Source organism: Pseudophaeobacter profundi (assembly GCF_029697505.1).
GTDB lineage: Bacteria > Pseudomonadota > Alphaproteobacteria > Rhodobacterales > Rhodobacteraceae > Pseudophaeobacter > Pseudophaeobacter profundi.
In genome coordinates this window covers 123,541-139,595 of record NZ_JARJEF010000009.1, presented here as the reverse complement: position 1 = coordinate 139,595, position 16,055 = coordinate 123,541, and the positions used below count along the sequence as shown (strand labels likewise).

At 60.8% G+C, this 16,055-nt stretch carries 16 protein-coding genes and 1 tRNA gene; 6 read left to right on the top strand and 11 right to left on the bottom strand.

Annotated features, from left to right (window positions below):
* Window positions 1-6: 6 nt before the first annotated feature.
* The 5 genes from P2081_RS14980 to P2081_RS14960 form a co-directional block, all read right to left on the bottom strand.
* A complete protein-coding gene (locus P2081_RS14980; protein WP_278923708.1) occupies window positions 7-2,193 on the bottom strand; it encodes a NosR/NirI family protein in 2,187 nt (728 codons plus the stop codon).
* A 5-nt stretch (window positions 2,194-2,198) separates the two neighbouring features.
* Window positions 2,199-2,573, bottom strand: coding sequence for a hypothetical protein (locus tag P2081_RS14975; protein ID WP_278923670.1), 375 nt, complete (start codon window positions 2,571-2,573; stop codon window positions 2,199-2,201).
* A gap of 220 nt (window positions 2,574-2,793) precedes the next feature.
* Window positions 2,794-3,261, bottom strand: a complete 468-nt coding sequence (locus P2081_RS14970; RefSeq protein WP_278923669.1) for a nuclear transport factor 2 family protein — start codon at window positions 3,259-3,261, stop codon at window positions 2,794-2,796.
* A 53-nt stretch (window positions 3,262-3,314) separates the two neighbouring features.
* Window positions 3,315-4,280: a pyridoxamine 5'-phosphate oxidase family protein gene (locus P2081_RS14965; RefSeq protein ID WP_278923668.1), complete on the bottom strand. Its 966-nt coding sequence runs from the start codon at window positions 4,278-4,280 to the stop codon at window positions 3,315-3,317.
* 115 nt (window positions 4,281-4,395) lie between these two features.
* Window positions 4,396-5,019, bottom strand: a complete 624-nt coding sequence (locus P2081_RS14960; RefSeq protein ID WP_278923667.1) for a glutathione S-transferase family protein — start codon at window positions 5,017-5,019, stop codon at window positions 4,396-4,398.
* Between the two features lie 196 nt (window positions 5,020-5,215).
* Between P2081_RS14960 and P2081_RS14955 the strand changes: the two genes are divergently transcribed.
* Window positions 5,216-6,124, top strand: coding sequence for a LysR family transcriptional regulator (locus tag P2081_RS14955; protein WP_278923666.1), 909 nt, complete (start codon window positions 5,216-5,218; stop codon window positions 6,122-6,124).
* Window positions 6,125-6,274: 150 nt separating this feature from the next.
* Here P2081_RS14955 and P2081_RS14950 read toward each other — a convergent pair.
* The 4 genes from P2081_RS14950 to paaZ all read right to left on the bottom strand — a co-directional run bounded on the left by P2081_RS14950 (window position 6,275) and on the right by paaZ (window position 10,365).
* A tRNA-Met gene (locus P2081_RS14950) sits at window positions 6,275-6,351 on the bottom strand.
* Between the two features lie 121 nt (window positions 6,352-6,472).
* Complete coding sequence (locus tag P2081_RS14945; protein ID WP_278923665.1) at window positions 6,473-7,441, bottom strand: alpha/beta fold hydrolase; 969 nt, start codon at window positions 7,439-7,441, stop codon at window positions 6,473-6,475.
* Between the two features lie 26 nt (window positions 7,442-7,467).
* Window positions 7,468-8,271, bottom strand: coding sequence for a PaaX family transcriptional regulator C-terminal domain-containing protein (locus P2081_RS14940; RefSeq protein ID WP_278923664.1), 804 nt, complete (start codon window positions 8,269-8,271; stop codon window positions 7,468-7,470).
* Between the two features lie 63 nt (window positions 8,272-8,334).
* A complete protein-coding gene (gene paaZ / locus P2081_RS14935; protein ID WP_278923663.1) occupies window positions 8,335-10,365 on the bottom strand; it encodes a phenylacetic acid degradation bifunctional protein PaaZ in 2,031 nt (676 codons plus the stop codon).
* A gap of 180 nt (window positions 10,366-10,545) precedes the next feature.
* Between paaZ and paaG the strand changes: the two genes are divergently transcribed.
* The 5 genes from paaG to P2081_RS14910 all read left to right on the top strand — a co-directional run bounded on the left by paaG (window position 10,546) and on the right by P2081_RS14910 (window position 14,726).
* A complete protein-coding gene (gene paaG, locus P2081_RS14930; RefSeq protein WP_278923662.1) occupies window positions 10,546-11,331 on the top strand; it encodes a 2-(1,2-epoxy-1,2-dihydrophenyl)acetyl-CoA isomerase PaaG in 786 nt (261 codons plus the stop codon).
* A gap of 14 nt (window positions 11,332-11,345) precedes the next feature.
* On the top strand, window positions 11,346-11,771 hold the full coding sequence (gene paaI, locus P2081_RS14925; RefSeq protein WP_278923707.1) for a hydroxyphenylacetyl-CoA thioesterase PaaI: 426 nt from the start codon (window positions 11,346-11,348) through the stop codon (window positions 11,769-11,771).
* Window positions 11,772-11,785: 14 nt separating this feature from the next.
* Window positions 11,786-13,093 (top strand): phenylacetate--CoA ligase PaaK, encoded by a 1,308-nt coding sequence (paaK, locus tag P2081_RS14920; protein WP_278923661.1) that lies wholly within the window; start codon window positions 11,786-11,788, stop codon window positions 13,091-13,093.
* A gap of 23 nt (window positions 13,094-13,116) precedes the next feature.
* The gene (locus tag P2081_RS14915) at window positions 13,117-13,713 is read left to right on the top strand and encodes a TetR/AcrR family transcriptional regulator (protein ID WP_278923660.1); all 597 of its coding nucleotides are present in this window, start codon (window positions 13,117-13,119) and stop codon (window positions 13,711-13,713) included.
* Between the two features lie 365 nt (window positions 13,714-14,078).
* On the top strand, window positions 14,079-14,726 hold the full coding sequence (locus P2081_RS14910) for a BON domain-containing protein (RefSeq protein WP_278923659.1): 648 nt from the start codon (window positions 14,079-14,081) through the stop codon (window positions 14,724-14,726).
* 170 nt (window positions 14,727-14,896) lie between these two features.
* Here P2081_RS14910 and P2081_RS14905 read toward each other — a convergent pair whose 3' ends face one another.
* Window positions 14,897-15,820, bottom strand: coding sequence for a helix-hairpin-helix domain-containing protein (locus tag P2081_RS14905; protein WP_278923658.1), 924 nt, complete (start codon window positions 15,818-15,820; stop codon window positions 14,897-14,899).
* Window positions 15,813-15,962: a hypothetical protein gene (locus P2081_RS14900; RefSeq protein WP_278923657.1), complete on the bottom strand. Its 150-nt coding sequence runs from the start codon at window positions 15,960-15,962 to the stop codon at window positions 15,813-15,815. Before P2081_RS14900 ends, P2081_RS14905 begins: the two co-directional genes overlap by 8 nt.
* Between the last annotated feature and the right edge of the window lie 93 nt (window positions 15,963-16,055).

Here is a 16,055-nt window from a genome sequence, read left to right as displayed (position 1 = left end):
CCTCCTTCAGGAAACAGATACTTTTTCTGCGTTGGGGTGATTGGCCGGTGGGCGGCCAAGGGCGAGATCAGGACCGGGGGTGCCAGTCTTGGCGCGGCGTTTGATCTTTTTGATCACCACCGGGCATTTGGTTTCTGATTGGTAAAGCACCTGACAATGCAGGCAGTTGACGCATTCATTCGGGTTGATTTCACCCGTGGGGTGAATGGCCTGAACTGGGCATTCATTGGCGCAGGTCTGACAGGGGCTGCCACATTCCTTGTAGCGTTTCAGCCAATCGAACATGCGGATCCGGGCCGGGATCGCCAGCGCCCCACCCAGAGGGCAGAGGTAGCGGCAGTAAAAGCGTTCGACAAACAGGCCGGCCAAAAGCAGGATCAAGGCAAACAGGACAAAGGGCCAGTCGCGGACAAACTTCAGAATGATCGCGGTCTTGAACGGTTCAACCTCTGCATAGGTCTCTGCCATCGGCATAGAGACCATCGACAGGCCAAACAGTCCAAGGAAGATCATGTATTTCACTGGCCAGAGCCGCTCATGCAGGCCCCAGGGCAGGGTCCACTGCGGCACCTTCAGGGCGCGGGCCAGTTTGTTTGTCAGCTCTTGCAGGGCACCAAAGGGGCAAAGCCAGCCGCAATAGGCGCCCCGGCCCCAGAACAGGAGCGCGGCGGCGATGGCAAACCATTGGATAAAGACCAGCGGATCCATCAAGAAGGCATCCCAGGTGAAGCCGGACCGCAAGGAGCCGGCCAGCGCCATCAGGTTGACAACAGAGAGCTGCGCATTGGCATACCACCCCAGAAACACCAGGGTAAAGCTGAGGTAGCCAATACGGAACCAGTAGAAAACGCGGGCGTTCATGGTAGACTGGAACTGGAAGAAAAACACCGCCGTGAGCACCAGAAGCATGGCCCCTAGAATGCCAATCTCGACCTGCTTGTCACGCCAGATCCGCTGCCAAAGCGCCGATTTCGCGGCGGCCTCGTCGCTTTCGTTGTCAAGAGCAACAGGTGCGGTCGGGGCCAGTGGCTGCAGATAGGATTCTGGCAGTTTGTACCCCAGATCAAAGGTCAGAAAGCTCTTGTCGATGGCACCAACTGCCCGCTGCGCCAAGAGTTGCAAGCGGAAGGGCGCGGTCGGGTCAAATTCGGCATCGGCGGGGATCTTGAAGATGTCCAGCTCGCTGAAGCTGGGGCTGTCATTGGTGGCCAATGCGCCTAGGCGGCGATGCTGTTTGTCAAAAAAACGCACCGAATTATCGCCCTGGATCAGTTGGATACGGTCAAAGATGCCGCCCCTCACATAGCCGGAACCCTTAAAACTATAGACGCCGCGCCCGAGTACCAGAATCGCCTCTTCGCCCTCTTGCAGCCAGTCGGACAGGTTTTGATATTCGGCCTCACCCAGCAGGCTGCGACCGATGGACGGTACGGAAACCAGCGCCAGGTGCATGTCGATATAGGTGTCATCTGGGTTGCCCGGCTCTGGGCGCTTGATGGCACGGGCATCACCTGTTTCTTCAAAGGCGGCGTTGATCTGGCCAATGTCCAATGTCATCCGCCGGGTTGACCCGTCGCCCGCGAGGGTCTGCCAATCGTGGGTTTCGCTCTGGGTCATGTCGACGGCGCGCTTGGGGCCAGTGGCCAGATTGGGGGCCAGACCGCCCAGCCCCAGGGTTCGTGCGACCTTGATGCCACCGCGGACCAGACTGTCATCGATGATCATGATGGTGACCGTGGCACCGGAAATGATATCCAGATCATGCGCCTCGCCGCCTGTGGCAGCCTCGGCCTTCAGGTCCATTCCGGCGTAGCTCTCGGTGAGCGCAACCATTTTGGAATTGGGAATGCCGATCAGGACAATCGGTTCAGAGTGTTTGACCAGTTTGACCCCGGTCAGCACCGCGTCATGGTCAATCCCGGCGACCACATGGATCGGCTTGCCGGAATATCCGGTGGTGCCAACAAAATCAGAGGTCAGAAAGGCATAGCCGAGGGTCTCATCGCCCTGCAGGATCGGCGCGACGGGAACATCTGCGCGGATCGGGCCAAAGCTGTCGGCGCCGGGCATCAGCTCGGCTGGCGCAAGATCGCCAAGAAAGGAGGCAAGGCTATCGGCCCAGGCCAGGCTCGGGGCTGCGAGCGCCGCGAGAGAAATCATCAGGGCTGTAGCCCAGCCGGAAAGGGTGCGCATTAGCTTCACAGCGCCACCTCCTTATATTGAGTGTGCGCTATGAACGCGCCGCGCGCGCGTGTCATGTTCTGTTGCTGCTTGCGCGGCGGCCCCCGGCCATCATGCCAGAACTGAGCCGGGTTAGACGCCACCTCAAACGAGAGAGCCTGTCCGCTTGCCCCTGTCAGATAGGCCGCTCTGGTCTGGGGCGGCGCAGAGGCCTGGGAGGGGGTGATCTGCGCCAGACACATCAGGCAGGTGCCGCAGTCGGGGCAGTCCTTTTTCTGGGTGTTTCCTGTCTCTGCGATGGTGTCGATGCGGACTACGCCGACCTCGCTGCAGATTTCGATCCAGTTTTCCGCCGCCTCTGCCTGGCCAAGGCCCGGCAGCAACAGCTGCATGATCAGTATTGCGCCCAGGCCATACCCCAATACTTGGCGCAATACTGCGCCAAGTAGCTGAAGTCGTATATGAAAAGGAGGCAGGGCCATGTGTCGCCAGATTCGTTGCAGGATATGCGCGACCCTAGCGACAAGCCCAAGCCCGTTGTTTGCGCTAGATCAAAGAAAATATCGTAGATGTACTTTTTAGCGCCTGTCTGCGTCTCTATCTGCCGCGAAATCAGAGCCCGAGATCAGAGAGACCGGGATGATCATCCGGGCGGCGCCCAAGCGGCCAGTGAAACCTGCGTTCCTGCGCGGTGATGGGCAGATCATTGATGCTGGCAAAGCGGTTCTGCATCAGGCCGTTTGCAGAAAACTCCCAGTTTTCATTGCCATATGAGCGAAACCAATTGCCGCTGTCATCGTGCCATTCATAGGCATAGCGCACTGCAATGCGGTTTTCGGTGAAGGCCCAGAGCTCCTTGATCAGGCGGTATTCCAGCTCTCTGCTCCATTTCGCTGCGAGAAAGCGCTGCGCTTCGGCGCGCCCGCTGACAAAGCAGGCCCGGTTGCGCCAACGGGTGTCGGGCGTATAGGCAAGCGCCACCTTGGCGGCATCGCGGCTGTTCCAGCCATCTTCGGCCAGGCGGACCTTGAGGCGGGCGCTGTCTTGGGTAAAGGGCGGTAGGGGTGGGCGGCTGTCCATTGGTTGGGATCCTTCATGTTGCAGGCACCGGGGCACCGGGGTTTAGTATGGGGTTACTGGTCAGTTTGGGTTTGGGCAGTGGTGCGAAAGGGCAGGGCATCCTGCAGGCGCAGTCCTTCATCTAGGGTGAAACGCCAGCCGCCGACGGCATCATCAACCCCCTGCAGTTCGGGGCTGTCTTGGGTCAGCAAGGCGGTTCGCCCAGTGAGTTGCAGCAATGCGCCGCTGTCAAAATCAGGAAAGACCAGCCCGGCCCTGGGGTTCAGAAGAAAGTTTCCCAAGGTGTTAAAGTAGTTGTTGCCACGATAGTCGGGGATGATCAGGCTATTGCCATTGATTGTGACAAAGCCGACAGGTCCGCCCCTATGAGAGACATCAACCCCTTGAATGACGGGGTTGTCCTGCGCCTTGATGGCGCTGGCGACAAAGAACACATCTGCCGCCGCGATCTGGTCACGGACCGCCCCGTCCAGCTGGGTAAACCGGGCAGAAACTCTGGCGGTGCGCCTGTCTGCTGTGGGGCGCGACGGGCTCAGCTGGCGGTGCCGGATGTATTTAGGGCAATTCCCAAAGCTCTGATCAACCCGCAGTCGCAACTGTTTGGCATTCAGCGATTTAATCCGCCCGTTCAGCCGATTGCGGCGGCGGCTGTGCATCTCGATCCCGAGCAGGCCAATCGCTGCACCGGGGTGCAGGGCCTGGCGCACCGGGTCGGCTGCGGCACCGTGCAAGGCAAGATCCAGGTGGTATGCATCAGGGGCGTGAACAAAGCCGGGCGGGCCGGGAAACAGGCTGGCCCAGGGGCGACCATCACTGTCAACCGCAGCCACTGCCACAAAGGGGAGCTGGGCAAAAAAGGCCCGGTGCTGGTCTGGCAGATATGGGCGTATCGCGCGGCGGCCAAACATCTCTATCCTGTCGCGGCTGCCATTTGCGCGCTGCAGCGCCTGCTCCCCCGCGTGAAAGGGGGAGTGGCCGGGATCTGGCTGCTCTGCGGTTTGGGGGGGAGTCTTGGGCATCTCGGGCCTCATTGGGTTGGGCAGGCTAGGGGGCGCAGGTTTCCAGCCCCGGCCAGCGAGGCGACCGGGACGTTTTGGATGCTGCGATTTCCACCTGGTGCCAGAAAGGCGGCGATCAGGCGGCAGACAGGCCGACTGGGGTGGCGGGCATCGGCTTGAAACCGGGCAGGCTTTCGATTTTGGCTAGGAAGCGGCGCACATTCGGGAAGGGTTGTAGCGAGATATCACCTTCGGGCGCATGGGCCAGATAGGAATAGAGCGCCACATCTGCGATGGTGACCGCGTCGCCAACCAAGGTATCACGTCCCTCCAGATGGGGGTCCAGCTTGGCCAACAGGCGCGTTGCGACGGATTTACAGAACTCTGCATCCAGCGGTGCGTTAAACACATTGATCAACCGCGCCGCCGCAGGGCCAAAGGCCAGCTCGCCTGCCGCCAGGCTGAGGAATTTTTGTACCTGTGCTTCTTTGACGGGATCACTGGGCAGATAGCTGGGGGCATATTTGCGGGCGAGATAGACCAAAATGGCATTGGAATCGCTGATCACCACTGCACCGTCTTCCAGAACCGGCACCTGGCCGGCGGGGTTCAATGCCAGAAAGCTGTCGGCCTTTTGGGCGCCGTTGGCCAGGTCAACATGCACCACCTCATGCGGGATGCCTGCCAGGCTGGCGAAAAGCTCAACCCGGTGGCCGTGACCAGAGAGCGGAAAGCTGTGAATGCGGAGTGTTGTAGACATGATGTATTCCTATCTGAGGCCGCGCATGCGCGGTGACTATGGGGCGATGCGACTTAGGGCTTTTGGCCCCGCCGCGGTGATAGGGGAAAGATACATTCAGAACGAAGAGGTTATAATTGATGTATTTATGGACTATCTATGTACATAATGGGGGTAATTGATATCCTGACCAAAACGGATCCCAGGGGGCGTAGGGATGGATATATTGCAATGTATGCGGGCGTTTACCGCGGTGGCGGGTCAAAGCTCCTTTACCGGCGGCGCGCGTCAGATTGGCATCAGCACAAAACTGGCCAGCAAATATGTCGCCCGGCTGGAGGAACATCTGGGTGCCCAGTTGCTGCATCGCACGACTCGGTCGGTCACCTTGACCGATACGGGACAGGCCTATCTTGAACGCTGCCTGCCGCTGCTGGATCAGCTTGATGAACTGGAAGGCGTCATTCAGGAACGCCAGTCAGAGCTGGGCGGCCTCATTCGGTTGACGGCACCAACCGGCTTTGGCAGCCGCGAGCTGGTGCAGGCCTTGATGCCGTTTCAGCAGGCGCACCCCAAGGTGCAGATAGAAATGCAGCTGTCGGATCACCACGTGCCGATTGTCGAAGAGGGCATCGATCTGGCCATTCGCTTTGGGCAGATGCAGGATTCGACATTGGTGGCGCGCAGGCTCTGCGATATGCGCCGGGTGGTGGTGGCGGCGCCGGACTATCTGGCGCGTCACGGCACCCCGGCCACCCCGGCGGCGCTGGCCGATCACAATTGCCTGCTGCTGCAGCCTTCCGGCCAGCCGGATCACTGGCGGTTTCACGAAGGCGGGGCAACAACAGAGGTTGCCGTCGGCGGCAGTTTTCGCGCCAATTCCCCCCGCGCGGTGGGCTATATGGCGCTGGGCGGGCAGGGCATTGCGCGCTGCCCCTATTACACCGTTCAACGCTTTGTCGAGGCAGGGCAACTGCAGCTGCTGTTGTGCGCGCATGAGGACGCGCCGCTGCCGCTCTATGTGGTTTATCCGCCAAGCCGCCACCTGACCGCACGCATTCGCGCCCTGATCGAACATCTCGCCCAGTGGTTCCGCACGGCTCCGCCTGTATCACTTGGGGATTAGCCGGGGCGGGCTTTGGCCGGGTCACGCTGAGGGGAGGGCATAAGGTAGAGCCGAAATCGGTCAGCTGGCTGCAAGATTGGCGGTGCAGACGGAAGCATTCCCGCGCGGTAGTCATTTATGGGGCAGTTGTGTGATGGAACAGAATGGAAGTGGTGGCGTGGGGGAGACTTGAACTCCCGACCTATCGATTATGAGTCGATCGCTCTAACCAACTGAGCTACCGCGCCATCTTCTGTGAGGGGCGATTTACGGAATGGTGCGCTTGGGGTCAAGGCGCAATTGCAGAAGAAACCCGCTTTTGGCCGTTTTTTTTGCCGAGGCTGGAAAATGCCGTCTTTATTCAGTTTGTTACGATTCCTTGGCCAGGGCTTTCACGGTGGCCCGGATAAAGTCTTCGCAGGGCTGCGGTGCGGTGATCGGCAGCATGTGGCCCCGCTGCGGCAGGATCTGGCAGTCAAGGCCATAGGTCTCCATGACTTTGCCCTGGGTCAGCGGATCCAGAATGGCGTCCTCTGCACCAAAGAGAATCGCGCCGGGTGTGCTGAGCTGCGCAGCATAGCGCGCTGCCTGGGTTTCAATCGCGGGATAGAGGAACGAAGCATCCGCCGAGGCCGCGACAAAACTCTCGGGGCGCAGGCCAAGGGCGCCGCCAGCCTTGATCAGGAAGTCATCGGGGCAGGTCTCTGGCGCAAAGATCTGGTTCAGAACTGGGCCGGCAGTGCGTTGGGCGGTGGGAATGGCCACAGTCTGCGCCATCAGGCGTCGCATCATGTTGTTGTGCACGATCAAGCCTTTGAAGGCCTCTGGCCCCTGTGCTGCCGGGTGGGTCAGGGGGGCCAGAAGCGCCAGGCCTGCGACTTGCTCGGGCGCCGCGAGCGCCATGGCCAGCGCCACTGCACCGCCCAGAGAATGGCCCACCAGAACGGGTTGTTTCACCTCGAGGCTTTGCAGGACCGCAAGCAGGGCCTTGGCCTGTTCGGGCAGCCGGGCCATTGCGTCACTGGCACGGGTTGAATAGCCACATCCGGGCCGGTCCAGCACGATCACCCGGTGATCCTCGGCCAGGCGATCTGCCAGCGCATAGGTGAAATGTTGCAATTGACCGCTGAGCCCGTGGATCAGAACCAGCGGCTGCGCCTGGCGCGGCCCGATGTCGATATAGTGGATCCTGCCCTGCGGTGTGGCGCAGAACTGGCCAATGGGCGGCACCAGGTCGCGCGCCTCGCGGGCCAACTTTCGGGTTTTCAGATGTGATGCGCCCAGCAGGGCGGCAGGGGCGGCAAGCGCCAGAATGGCAAGACTGCTAAGAGCGGACATGGGCATATCTCCGAAACGGGGGCGGTTTAGCCGACAGTGCCGGGATCCAGCGCCGACAGGCTGGGGCGCGGCAACTGGTCAAGCAGGTCAAAAACACGGGTGCGACAGGCCTCGCCGGTCCAGTCGGCGGGGTGAAAGCTGGGCGGCAGGGCAGGGTGGCGCAGGGCGATTCTGCGCCAGTGATGCACGATCAAGGTGCGCAGTGTGGCCACCTGCACCGGCGACAAATCCGCAGGAGGGGAAAGCTCTGCCAAGGCCCGTTGCAGCGCCTGGCAGCTCGTGATCAGGTCCTGTGGAAACAGCCGGGCCTGCAGCCAATTGGGCACCTGCGGTTGTGACAGGCTGGCAACAAAGAAATCCGCGTCCAGAGATGCCGGGCGGGGACCATACCCCAGCGCGGTGCAGCGGTTGACCCGGGTATATTGCGGCAGCAGCAGCGCCGCCTCCAGCGCAGCCGAGCCACTGCTGTCTTCGCAGATCAGCAGATGCCAGTCCTGCGGCGCGATGGGGGCGCGGGCATAGATGCGCGGGGTCACGGCGGCCGATTGGCTGCGACCATAGTCGGTTAGGTAATGTACCGAGGCCCGGCCGGAGCGGGCGCTTTCAATCCAGCCGTCCTTGCGCAGCCGGTGCAGGGCGACGCGGGTTGCTTCGGGCTTGATGCCCATGGGCGTGATGATCCGGGTAAGGGTGGTGCCGTTGATGCGGTCACCGGGTTTTTGCGCCAGATCGCCAAACAGCGAGACAATGATCGACCAGACCCGCAGGTTTTGCAGGGTGTTCAACTGGGAAATACTTGTCTCAAACCATTGGGAGTGCGCGCTATTCATACGCTTAAGATAGGCGCTCCGGGGCGGATAGACCAGCCCGGAGCGCAAAAGATCGCTGTTGCCCTAGAAGGCATTCATGGTCAGCAGTTCGTATTCTGCGACCTTTTCATCGTCCTGATTGGTCAGGGTGACATGCCAGCGCACCTCGCCGTAGTCTTCATTCCGGGGGGTCTTTTTCTTGACGCTGAGCCGCACCTTGATGCTGTCGCCCGCCGAGACAGGTTTCATGAAGCGCAGATTGTCGAGACCGGTATTGGCCAGAACGGGGCCTTCGTTGGGTTCGACAAACAGGCCGGCTGCAAAGGAGAGCAGCAGATAACCATGCGCGACGCGACCGGGGAAGAAGGGATTCCGTTTCGCCGCAGCGTCATCCATATGGGCATAGAAGGTATCGCCGGTGAACTTGGCAAAATGTTCGATGTCGTCCAGCGTCACTTCGCGCGCGGGGCTGTTGAGGGTCTCGCCAATTGCCAGTTCGCCAAACCTGCGGGTGAAGGGATGCGCCGGGGCCGGGATCTCGGTGCCGCCGGGCACCCATTGCTGGCCAATTGCAGACAGAATGTCGGGGCTGCCCTGAATGGCGGTGCGCTGCATATAGTGTTTTACACCGCGAATGCCGCCCAGCTCTTCGCCGCCGCCGGCCCGTCCGGGGCCGCCATGCACCATATGTGGCAGGGGAGAGCCATGCCCGGTGCTTTCCTGCATCGAGGCGCGGTTGTTGAAATAGATCCGGCCATGGTAGGCGCCCGATCCCATGGCAACGCTGCGGGCCACCTCTGGGTCGTTGGTGATGCAGGAGGCCACCAGCGAGCCTTCGCCGCGATTGGCCAGGGCTACGGCGTGATCCAGATCCCGGTAGCCCATCACGGTAGAAACCGGGCCAAATGCTTCGGTGTCATGTACCCGCTGGGCCGCATCGGGGTTTTCACAGTGGAACAGCATCGGCGGCACAAAGGCGCCCTTTTCGGCATCGGCACCATCCACGGAAAAATCATCGGGATCGCCGTAGACGCGGGTGGCCTCGGTCGCCAGAATCGCGGCTTTTTCCAGCACGTCACGTTTTTGCCCGCTGGAGACCAGCGCGCCCATGCGGGTGCTGTCCAGACGCGGATCGCCAATGGTTGTTTTCGCCAGACGCGCCGAGAGCGCCTCGATCACCGCTTCGGTCTGGGTCTCGGGCGTGATGATACGGCGTACGGCAGTACATTTTTGCCCTGCCTTGGTGGTCATCTCGCGGCTGACTTCCTTGATGAAAAGATCAAATTCCGGGGTGCCGGGGGTGGCATCCGGGCCCAGAATAGAGGCGTTGAGGCTGTCCTGCTCGGCGACAAAGCGGATCGAGTTTTCCAGAATGACCGGGGTCTGGCGCAGTTTGAGCGCGGTCTGGGCCGAGCCGGTGAAGCTTACGATATCCTGCATGGTCAGGTGGTCCAGCATATCGCCAAGCCCCCCGGACACCAGTTGCAGTGCGCCAGCGGGCAGGATGCCGCTGTCCAGCATCAGGCGCACAGCCAATTCCGTCACATAGCAGGTGGCAGTGGCCGGTTTCACAATCGCGGGAACCCCCGCCAGCAGCGTCGGCGCAAGTTTCTCCAGCATGCCCCAGACCGGGAAGTTGAAGGCGTTGATATGCACCGCAACCCCCTGCATCGGCGTGCAGATATGCTGGCCAAGGAAGGTGCCGTTGCGCGACAGCTGCTCTACCTCGCCATCCAGGTAGACCTGCGCATCGGGCATTTCGCGCCGCCCCTTGGAGGCAAAGACAAACATGGTGCCAATGCCGCCGTCGATGTCGATCATGTGATCGGCCTGGGTGGCGCCTGTCTCAAAGCTCAGATCATACAGCGCCTGTTTGTGCTGGCCCAGATGGGCCGCCAGCGCCTTGAGCATACGGGCGCGATCATGAAAGGTCAGGGCGCGCAGGGCAGGGCCGCCGGTGTCGCGGGCGTAGGACAGCATGGCCTGCACGTCCAGCGCGTCATTGCCGGCCTGTGCCAGCGGTGCGCCTGTTACGGCGCTGGCGATGCTGCGGGCACCCGCCCCTGGGGCGATCCACTGGCCTGCGGCAAAACTTGATACATCTAGAAGGCTCATACTGTCTCCTTTGCGTTTCTGTTGGGGCGCTGTCGGCACCTGGCCGGACGAGTCGCCGAGGCGGCGCCTCGATTTGCTTTGCATGATATATTGACCGTCCGGTCGGTTTATGCAAGAAGTTTGTCAAACAGCTTTGACCACACCCCAGGTGCGGCCGGGCGCTGGATGACGGAGAGAGAGATGTCAGAGACAATTCTGGTGGCGGATCATGGGCCCTGGGTAGAGATTACCCTGAACCGACCGGACCGGCTCAACAGTTTCAATGATGAGATGCACTATGCCCTGCGTACTGCGATCGAGGCGGCCCGCGACGGCGGCGCGCGGGCGATTTTGCTGACAGGTGCCGGGCGCGGGTTTTGCGCCGGGCAGGATCTGGGTGACCGTGATCCCAGCAAGATGGATGGCCCACCTGATCTTGGCAACACGGTCCGCACGTTCTACGCACCACTGGTGCGCCTGATCCGTGCGCTGGACTTTCCGGTGATCTGTGCGGTGAATGGTGTCGCCGCCGGGGCAGGGGCCAATATCGCCCTGGCCTGCGACATGGTCTTTGCCGCTGAAAGCGCCAAATTCATCCAGTCCTTTTCCAAGGTCGGCCTGATCCCGGACACGGGGGGCAGCTGGCATCTGCCACGCCTGCTGGGCGAAGCCCGCGCCAAGGGGCTGGCCTTTACCGCACAGCCGCTGCCCGCCAAGCAGGCTGAAGACTGGGGGCTGATCTGGAAGGCGGTGCCGGACGCAGATCTGATGGCAGAGGCCCGCGCCATGGCGCAGCAGCTGGGCAATGGTCCAACGCTTGGTCTGGGGCTTAGCAAACACTGCATTCAGGATGCCGCCGTGGCGACACTGCAGGATCATCTGGAGCAGGAGGCAGACGCCATGAAGACCTGCGGCGAAAGCGCCGATTACGCCGAGGGCGTCGCGTCTTTCCTCGAAAAGCGCGCGCCCAGGTTTCAGGGGAAATGAGCATGAGTGCAAATCTGACACCAAGGCAACGCGCCGAAAAATCCGCCGAGGCAATGTGGGCCAGCGATGCGGCTTCGAAATGGGCCGGGATGGAGATCGTAGAAGTGGACGAGGGCCGCGCCACGCTGGAATTGACGATCAAGGCGCATCACTGCAACGGCCATGGCATTTGCCACGGCGGCGTGACTTTCATGTTGGCCGACAGCGCCTTTGCTTTTGCCTGTAACAGCCGCAATCAATCAACTGTCGCGCAAAGCAACTCTATCACATTCACTGCCGCTGGAAGGCTGGGCGATCGGCTGATCGCCCGCGCGACAGAGGTTTCGCTGACCGGGCGCAGTGGCATCTATGATGTGGCAGTGGAAAATCAGAACGGCGAGATGATCGCCGCCTTTCGCGGGCTTTCGCGCGCGATCAAGGGCCAGTTGTTTGACGAATAGGTGAGGAGAACGCCATGAAAGATTTGACCCCCAACAAGGCCGACCTTGATGCAATCGAGATTGCCTCGATTGATGAAATCCGCGCGCTACAGCTAAAGCGGCTGCAGTGGTCGCTGCGCCACGCTTATGACAATGTGCCCATGTACAAAGAGCGCTTTGATGCCGCTGGGGTGCACCCGGATGATTTGCAGCAGCTGTCGGATCTGTCGAAATTCCCGTTCACCTATAAAAACGACCTGCGCGATAACTACCCCTTTGGGCTTTTTGCGGTGCCGCGCGAGGAAATTATCCGCTTGCATGCGTCATCAGGCACCACGGGCAAGCCGACTGTTGTAGGCTACACCGCAACCGATATCTCCAACTGGGCTGATCTGGTGGCGCGATCTTTGCGTGCGGCGGGCCTGCGCAAAGGGAATATGGTGCACAACGCCTATGGCTATGGGTTGTTCACCGGCGGTCTTGGGGCGCATTATGGGATCGAACGCCTTGGCGCTACGGTGGTGCCTATGTCTGGCGGCCAGACCGAAAAACAGGTTGGTCTTATCACTGATTTCCAGCCCGATGGCATCATGGTGACTCCGTCCTATATGCTCAACATTCTGGAACAATACCATAAAATCGGCCTGGATCCGCGCGACAGCTCGTTGCAGGTGGGTGTCTTTGGCGCCGAACCCTGGACGGATGCCATGCGCCGCGAGGTTGAAGCGGCCTTTGACATGCACGCAGTTGATATCTACGGGCTGTCCGAAATCATGGGGCCGGGCGTGGCCAGCGAATGCGTGGAAACCAAGGACGGGCCAGTCATTTGGGAAGACCACTTCCTGCCGGAAATCATCGACCCGGTGACCGGCGAGGTGCTGCCGGATGGTGAAATGGGCGAACTGGTTTTTACCACCCTGACAAAAGAAGGCCTGCCGATGGTGCGCTACCGCACCCGTGATTTGACCCGGCTGCTGCCGGGGACGGCGCGCACGATGCGGCGGATGGAAAAGATCACCGGCCGTTCGGATGACATGATCATTCTGCGCGGGGTGAATGTCTTCCCCAGCCAGATCGAAGAACAGCTGATGGCCACCGGCGGCTTGGCACCGCACTACCAGATCGAGCTGTACAAGGCGGGCCGCATGGATGCGATGCGGGTCTTTGTCGAGGCCACATCAGAGGCCGCAGATGAACTGTCCAAAACCGCCGCCGCGCGGATGTTGACCAAGCGGATCAAAGATATGGTTGGTGTCTCGACAGAGGTCATTGTCGGCGACCCCGGCACAGTAGAGCGCAGCCAGGGCAAGGCCAAGCGCGTCATCGACAAGCGCGACGCGTAACAGACAGGGAGAGATGTGAGCCCATGGCCCGCACGATTGCAAAAGATCACGACGAAAAGCGCGGCCAGATTTTGAAATCTGCCGCCAGGGTTTTTGCCGAGGCAGGGTATGATCGCGCCTCGATGACCCAGCTGGCGCGCGAATGCGGGATCTCCAAGGCGAACATCTATCACTATTACGACAGCAAGGATGCCGTGCTTTTCGGCCTGCTTGAAACCTATCTGCGCGATCTGCGGGACCGGGTCTGCGGCGTTGACGTTGCAGGCCTGTCCCCTGAAGACGGCCTGCGACGGGTGGTGGCCGAAATCCTGCTGGCCTATCAGGGGGCGGACGACGAGCATAAAGTACAGTCCAACGCCATGGGGGCCCTGCCGGAAGAGCAGCAGAAACTGTTGCGGGCCTATCAGCGCGCATTGGTGCAGTTTCTCAGCGATACGCTGCAGACCGTCGCACCCGAAGCATTTGCCAAGGACCCCAGCAAGCTACGCGCCACGACCATGTCAGTTTTTGGCATGCTCAACTGGTACTACATGTGGAATTCAGGCGCGGGATCAAAAGCCCGCGAAGACTATGCAGACCTGGTGGCCGACCTTACCCTCACCGGGGTGGCTGGGCTTTAGCATAGGGCTAGCTTTGGCCCAAACGTACGGATACGGCACCAGTCGCTAACCGCGATCATGCGCAGGCGGCGTGCAGATTCGTGCGGATGTCGCCCTCGGTTTGGCCAGTCAGGTGTCCAATTCGGCGACCAACCAGATGAGATCGGTTCCTGCCGCCTGTAATAGTCGTTTCAATAGCAATTTGTGGATCCGTGGCGGTCTTCCTATTTGAATAGCCACGACTTCATAGCACCCAACCCCAAGTCTTTCCCACTCCCGTCAGGTCCTCGTCCAGCGCATTTTGCTACGGTCGTTGCGAGCCATCAATGCCGATAGAAATCCGCAAAGATATCTTGCTCGATGTGGTTTTCAGAGTGGAGGAAGAAATGACTGACAAGCAACTACGACTAGACATCATCGACGAACTTGATTTCGAGCCCAGCATTGATGCCGCTGACATTGGCGTGGCGGTCGATCAGGGTGTCGTGACGCTGACAGGGCATGTGCGCACCTATAGCGACAAGATTACGACGCGGGATATCGTTGAAACCGTCGTTGGCGTTCGTGCGATTGCTGATGAAATCGAGGTCCGGCCAATTGGCGCCCACATCACAGCTGACGATGAGATCGCGAAACGCGTCGCCAATTCGCTAAGGTGGAACACATCGGTGCCGGAAGACAAAATCCATGTCACCGTCGCCAAGGGCCGGGTCACCCTCGAGGGGAATGTGGAATGGCGATATCAGGCTGATGCCGCAGAGCGTGTCATCGGTCGGATGACGGGGGTAACCGGCATCAACAACCATCTCAAGGTTCGCCCTTCTGTAAAGGTTTCGGACGTATCGGAGCGGATCAAGAAGACCCTCGTGCGCGATGCGGAACTCGATGCCTCGGGGATCCGGGTGGCGGTTCATGACGGCACCGTAACGCTTGAGGGGGAAGTCCGCTATCTGGGCGAACGCAAGAGTGCGGAGCGCGCGGCCTGGGCGGCCCCCGGGGTGACAAACGTCATCGATCATCTGGCGGTGCGGTGAGCGTTCCATGTCAAACTGAATGGCGCGGCGACTTGCCGGGTCATTCGCGCGGTTGAGCACGCTGATCTGCGCGGTTGTCGCGCTGATCACGGCCTTGGCCCTCGGCGCTATTGCGCTGCCGTGGTCCCGGTCCTGACCCGTGATCGGGCCTGCGGTGAGGCGGCCGGGGCTCAGGGGTGGCGTGTTCTTGACAGCCGGGCAGCGACGCTGGCCGGGGACTTCTCGTAGTGCTGTCTGCATTCGTTCTCACGACCGCGGACGACACGCATTCCGGCCAGCGAACCCGTCCGTTCGGTCACCACGGTGCAGCGCCCCTCGGGACCGTCGGCGTCCTGGAAATAAATCACGACCCAATCGCGGGTGCGATCCAGTTCATGTGCCCGCGCGCTGTTCGAGTACAACACGGTCAGGTGCCAGTTACCGCGCCGGGTGTGCATGATCGGCAGCCAGGCCTCACCGGTTGGGTTGAAGCGTTTCGGTGCTATGCGCTGCAAATCTCCGGCTTCGGCCTGTGCGCGGTAGAGATCGTCTGCATCCAGCAGAAGCGAAACCGGTGGCTCATCACCGCCATGCGCCGTCGTATCCGCTCGGCGACGTCGCGCCAATCTTTGACCAAGCACTGCCAGAATGGCGGTCCGCCGCCTTGGCCCGATGCCGGGGACAGGTGTTTCGCCAAGATGAAGCGCGGCTTCCAGATCTTCCAGCGTTTCGATGTCCAGCGTATCGACCAGGCGTCTGGCAAGTTTCTCGCCGATGCCGGGAATGGATGCGAACAGGGCTTCTGGCGTCAGGCGGCCCTTCAGGCGGTCGAGCTGTTGCCAGTGCCCTGTTGTCAACATCTCGATGATTGCTGCGGCGATGCTGCGTCCGATTCCGCGCAACGCGACGAGCGCTTTTGCGCCGCCGGTTTCGAAAAGGTGCTGGAGGGGATCAGAAAGCGTGGAGATTTCGCGGGCGGCGGTGCGGTAGGCCTTGACCCGGAACCCATCGTCGCCCTGGGATTCCAACAGGTCTGCGTATTCGTTCAAGCTCGCAGCAAGCAATCTGTTTTGCTCTGGTACAACCGGCATGTCGATTGCGGTGCGATCAGGCATAAGTGTCAAGCGCCTGACGCGCGGGTTTGTCGCCGTCCATCTGCTTTGCTACCGTATTGACGGCTTCGATCACGTGGACAAGCGCGAGGCCACCGCCGGGCGACGCCTTGTTCCACTGCGGCCTTCGTGGTGTTGATTGCATCGTCCAGCGCCTCCTTGCGCGATTTCAACTCTGCCTCGCATGTGTGTTGTCCGAACCTCGTCCCGTCAAAGACAGCTGAACAGTGTTCACGCG

Excerpts from the sequence above, each read along its gene's own strand:
- P2081_RS14980 (WP_278923708.1), bottom strand. The coding sequence starts at position 2,193 with ATGCGCACCCTTTCCGGCTGGGCTACAGCCCTGATGATTTCTCTCGCG.
- P2081_RS14975 (WP_278923670.1), bottom strand. The coding sequence starts at position 2,573 with ATGCAGCTGTTGCTGCCGGGCCTTGGCCAGGCAGAGGCGGCGGAAAAC.
- P2081_RS14970 (WP_278923669.1), bottom strand. The coding sequence starts at position 3,261 with ATGGACAGCCGCCCACCCCTACCGCCCTTTACCCAAGACAGCGCCCGC.
- P2081_RS14965 (WP_278923668.1), bottom strand. The coding sequence starts at position 4,280 with ATGCCCAAGACTCCCCCCCAAACCGCAGAGCAGCCAGATCCCGGCCAC.
- P2081_RS14960 (WP_278923667.1), bottom strand. The coding sequence starts at position 5,019 with ATGTCTACAACACTCCGCATTCACAGCTTTCCGCTCTCTGGTCACGGC.
- P2081_RS14955 (WP_278923666.1), top strand. The coding sequence starts at position 5,216 with ATGGATATATTGCAATGTATGCGGGCGTTTACCGCGGTGGCGGGTCAA.
- P2081_RS14945 (WP_278923665.1), bottom strand. The coding sequence starts at position 7,441 with ATGTCCGCTCTTAGCAGTCTTGCCATTCTGGCGCTTGCCGCCCCTGCC.
- P2081_RS14940 (WP_278923664.1), bottom strand. The coding sequence starts at position 8,271 with ATGAATAGCGCGCACTCCCAATGGTTTGAGACAAGTATTTCCCAGTTG.
- paaZ (WP_278923663.1), bottom strand. The coding sequence starts at position 10,365 with ATGAGCCTTCTAGATGTATCAAGTTTTGCCGCAGGCCAGTGGATCGCC.
- paaG (WP_278923662.1), top strand. The coding sequence starts at position 10,546 with ATGTCAGAGACAATTCTGGTGGCGGATCATGGGCCCTGGGTAGAGATT.
- paaK (WP_278923661.1), top strand. The coding sequence starts at position 11,786 with ATGAAAGATTTGACCCCCAACAAGGCCGACCTTGATGCAATCGAGATT.
- P2081_RS14915 (WP_278923660.1), top strand. The coding sequence starts at position 13,117 with ATGGCCCGCACGATTGCAAAAGATCACGACGAAAAGCGCGGCCAGATT.
- P2081_RS14910 (WP_278923659.1), top strand. The coding sequence starts at position 14,079 with ATGACTGACAAGCAACTACGACTAGACATCATCGACGAACTTGATTTC.
- P2081_RS14905 (WP_278923658.1), bottom strand. The coding sequence starts at position 15,820 with ATGCCTGATCGCACCGCAATCGACATGCCGGTTGTACCAGAGCAAAAC.
- P2081_RS14900 (WP_278923657.1), bottom strand. The coding sequence starts at position 15,962 with ATGCAATCAACACCACGAAGGCCGCAGTGGAACAAGGCGTCGCCCGGC.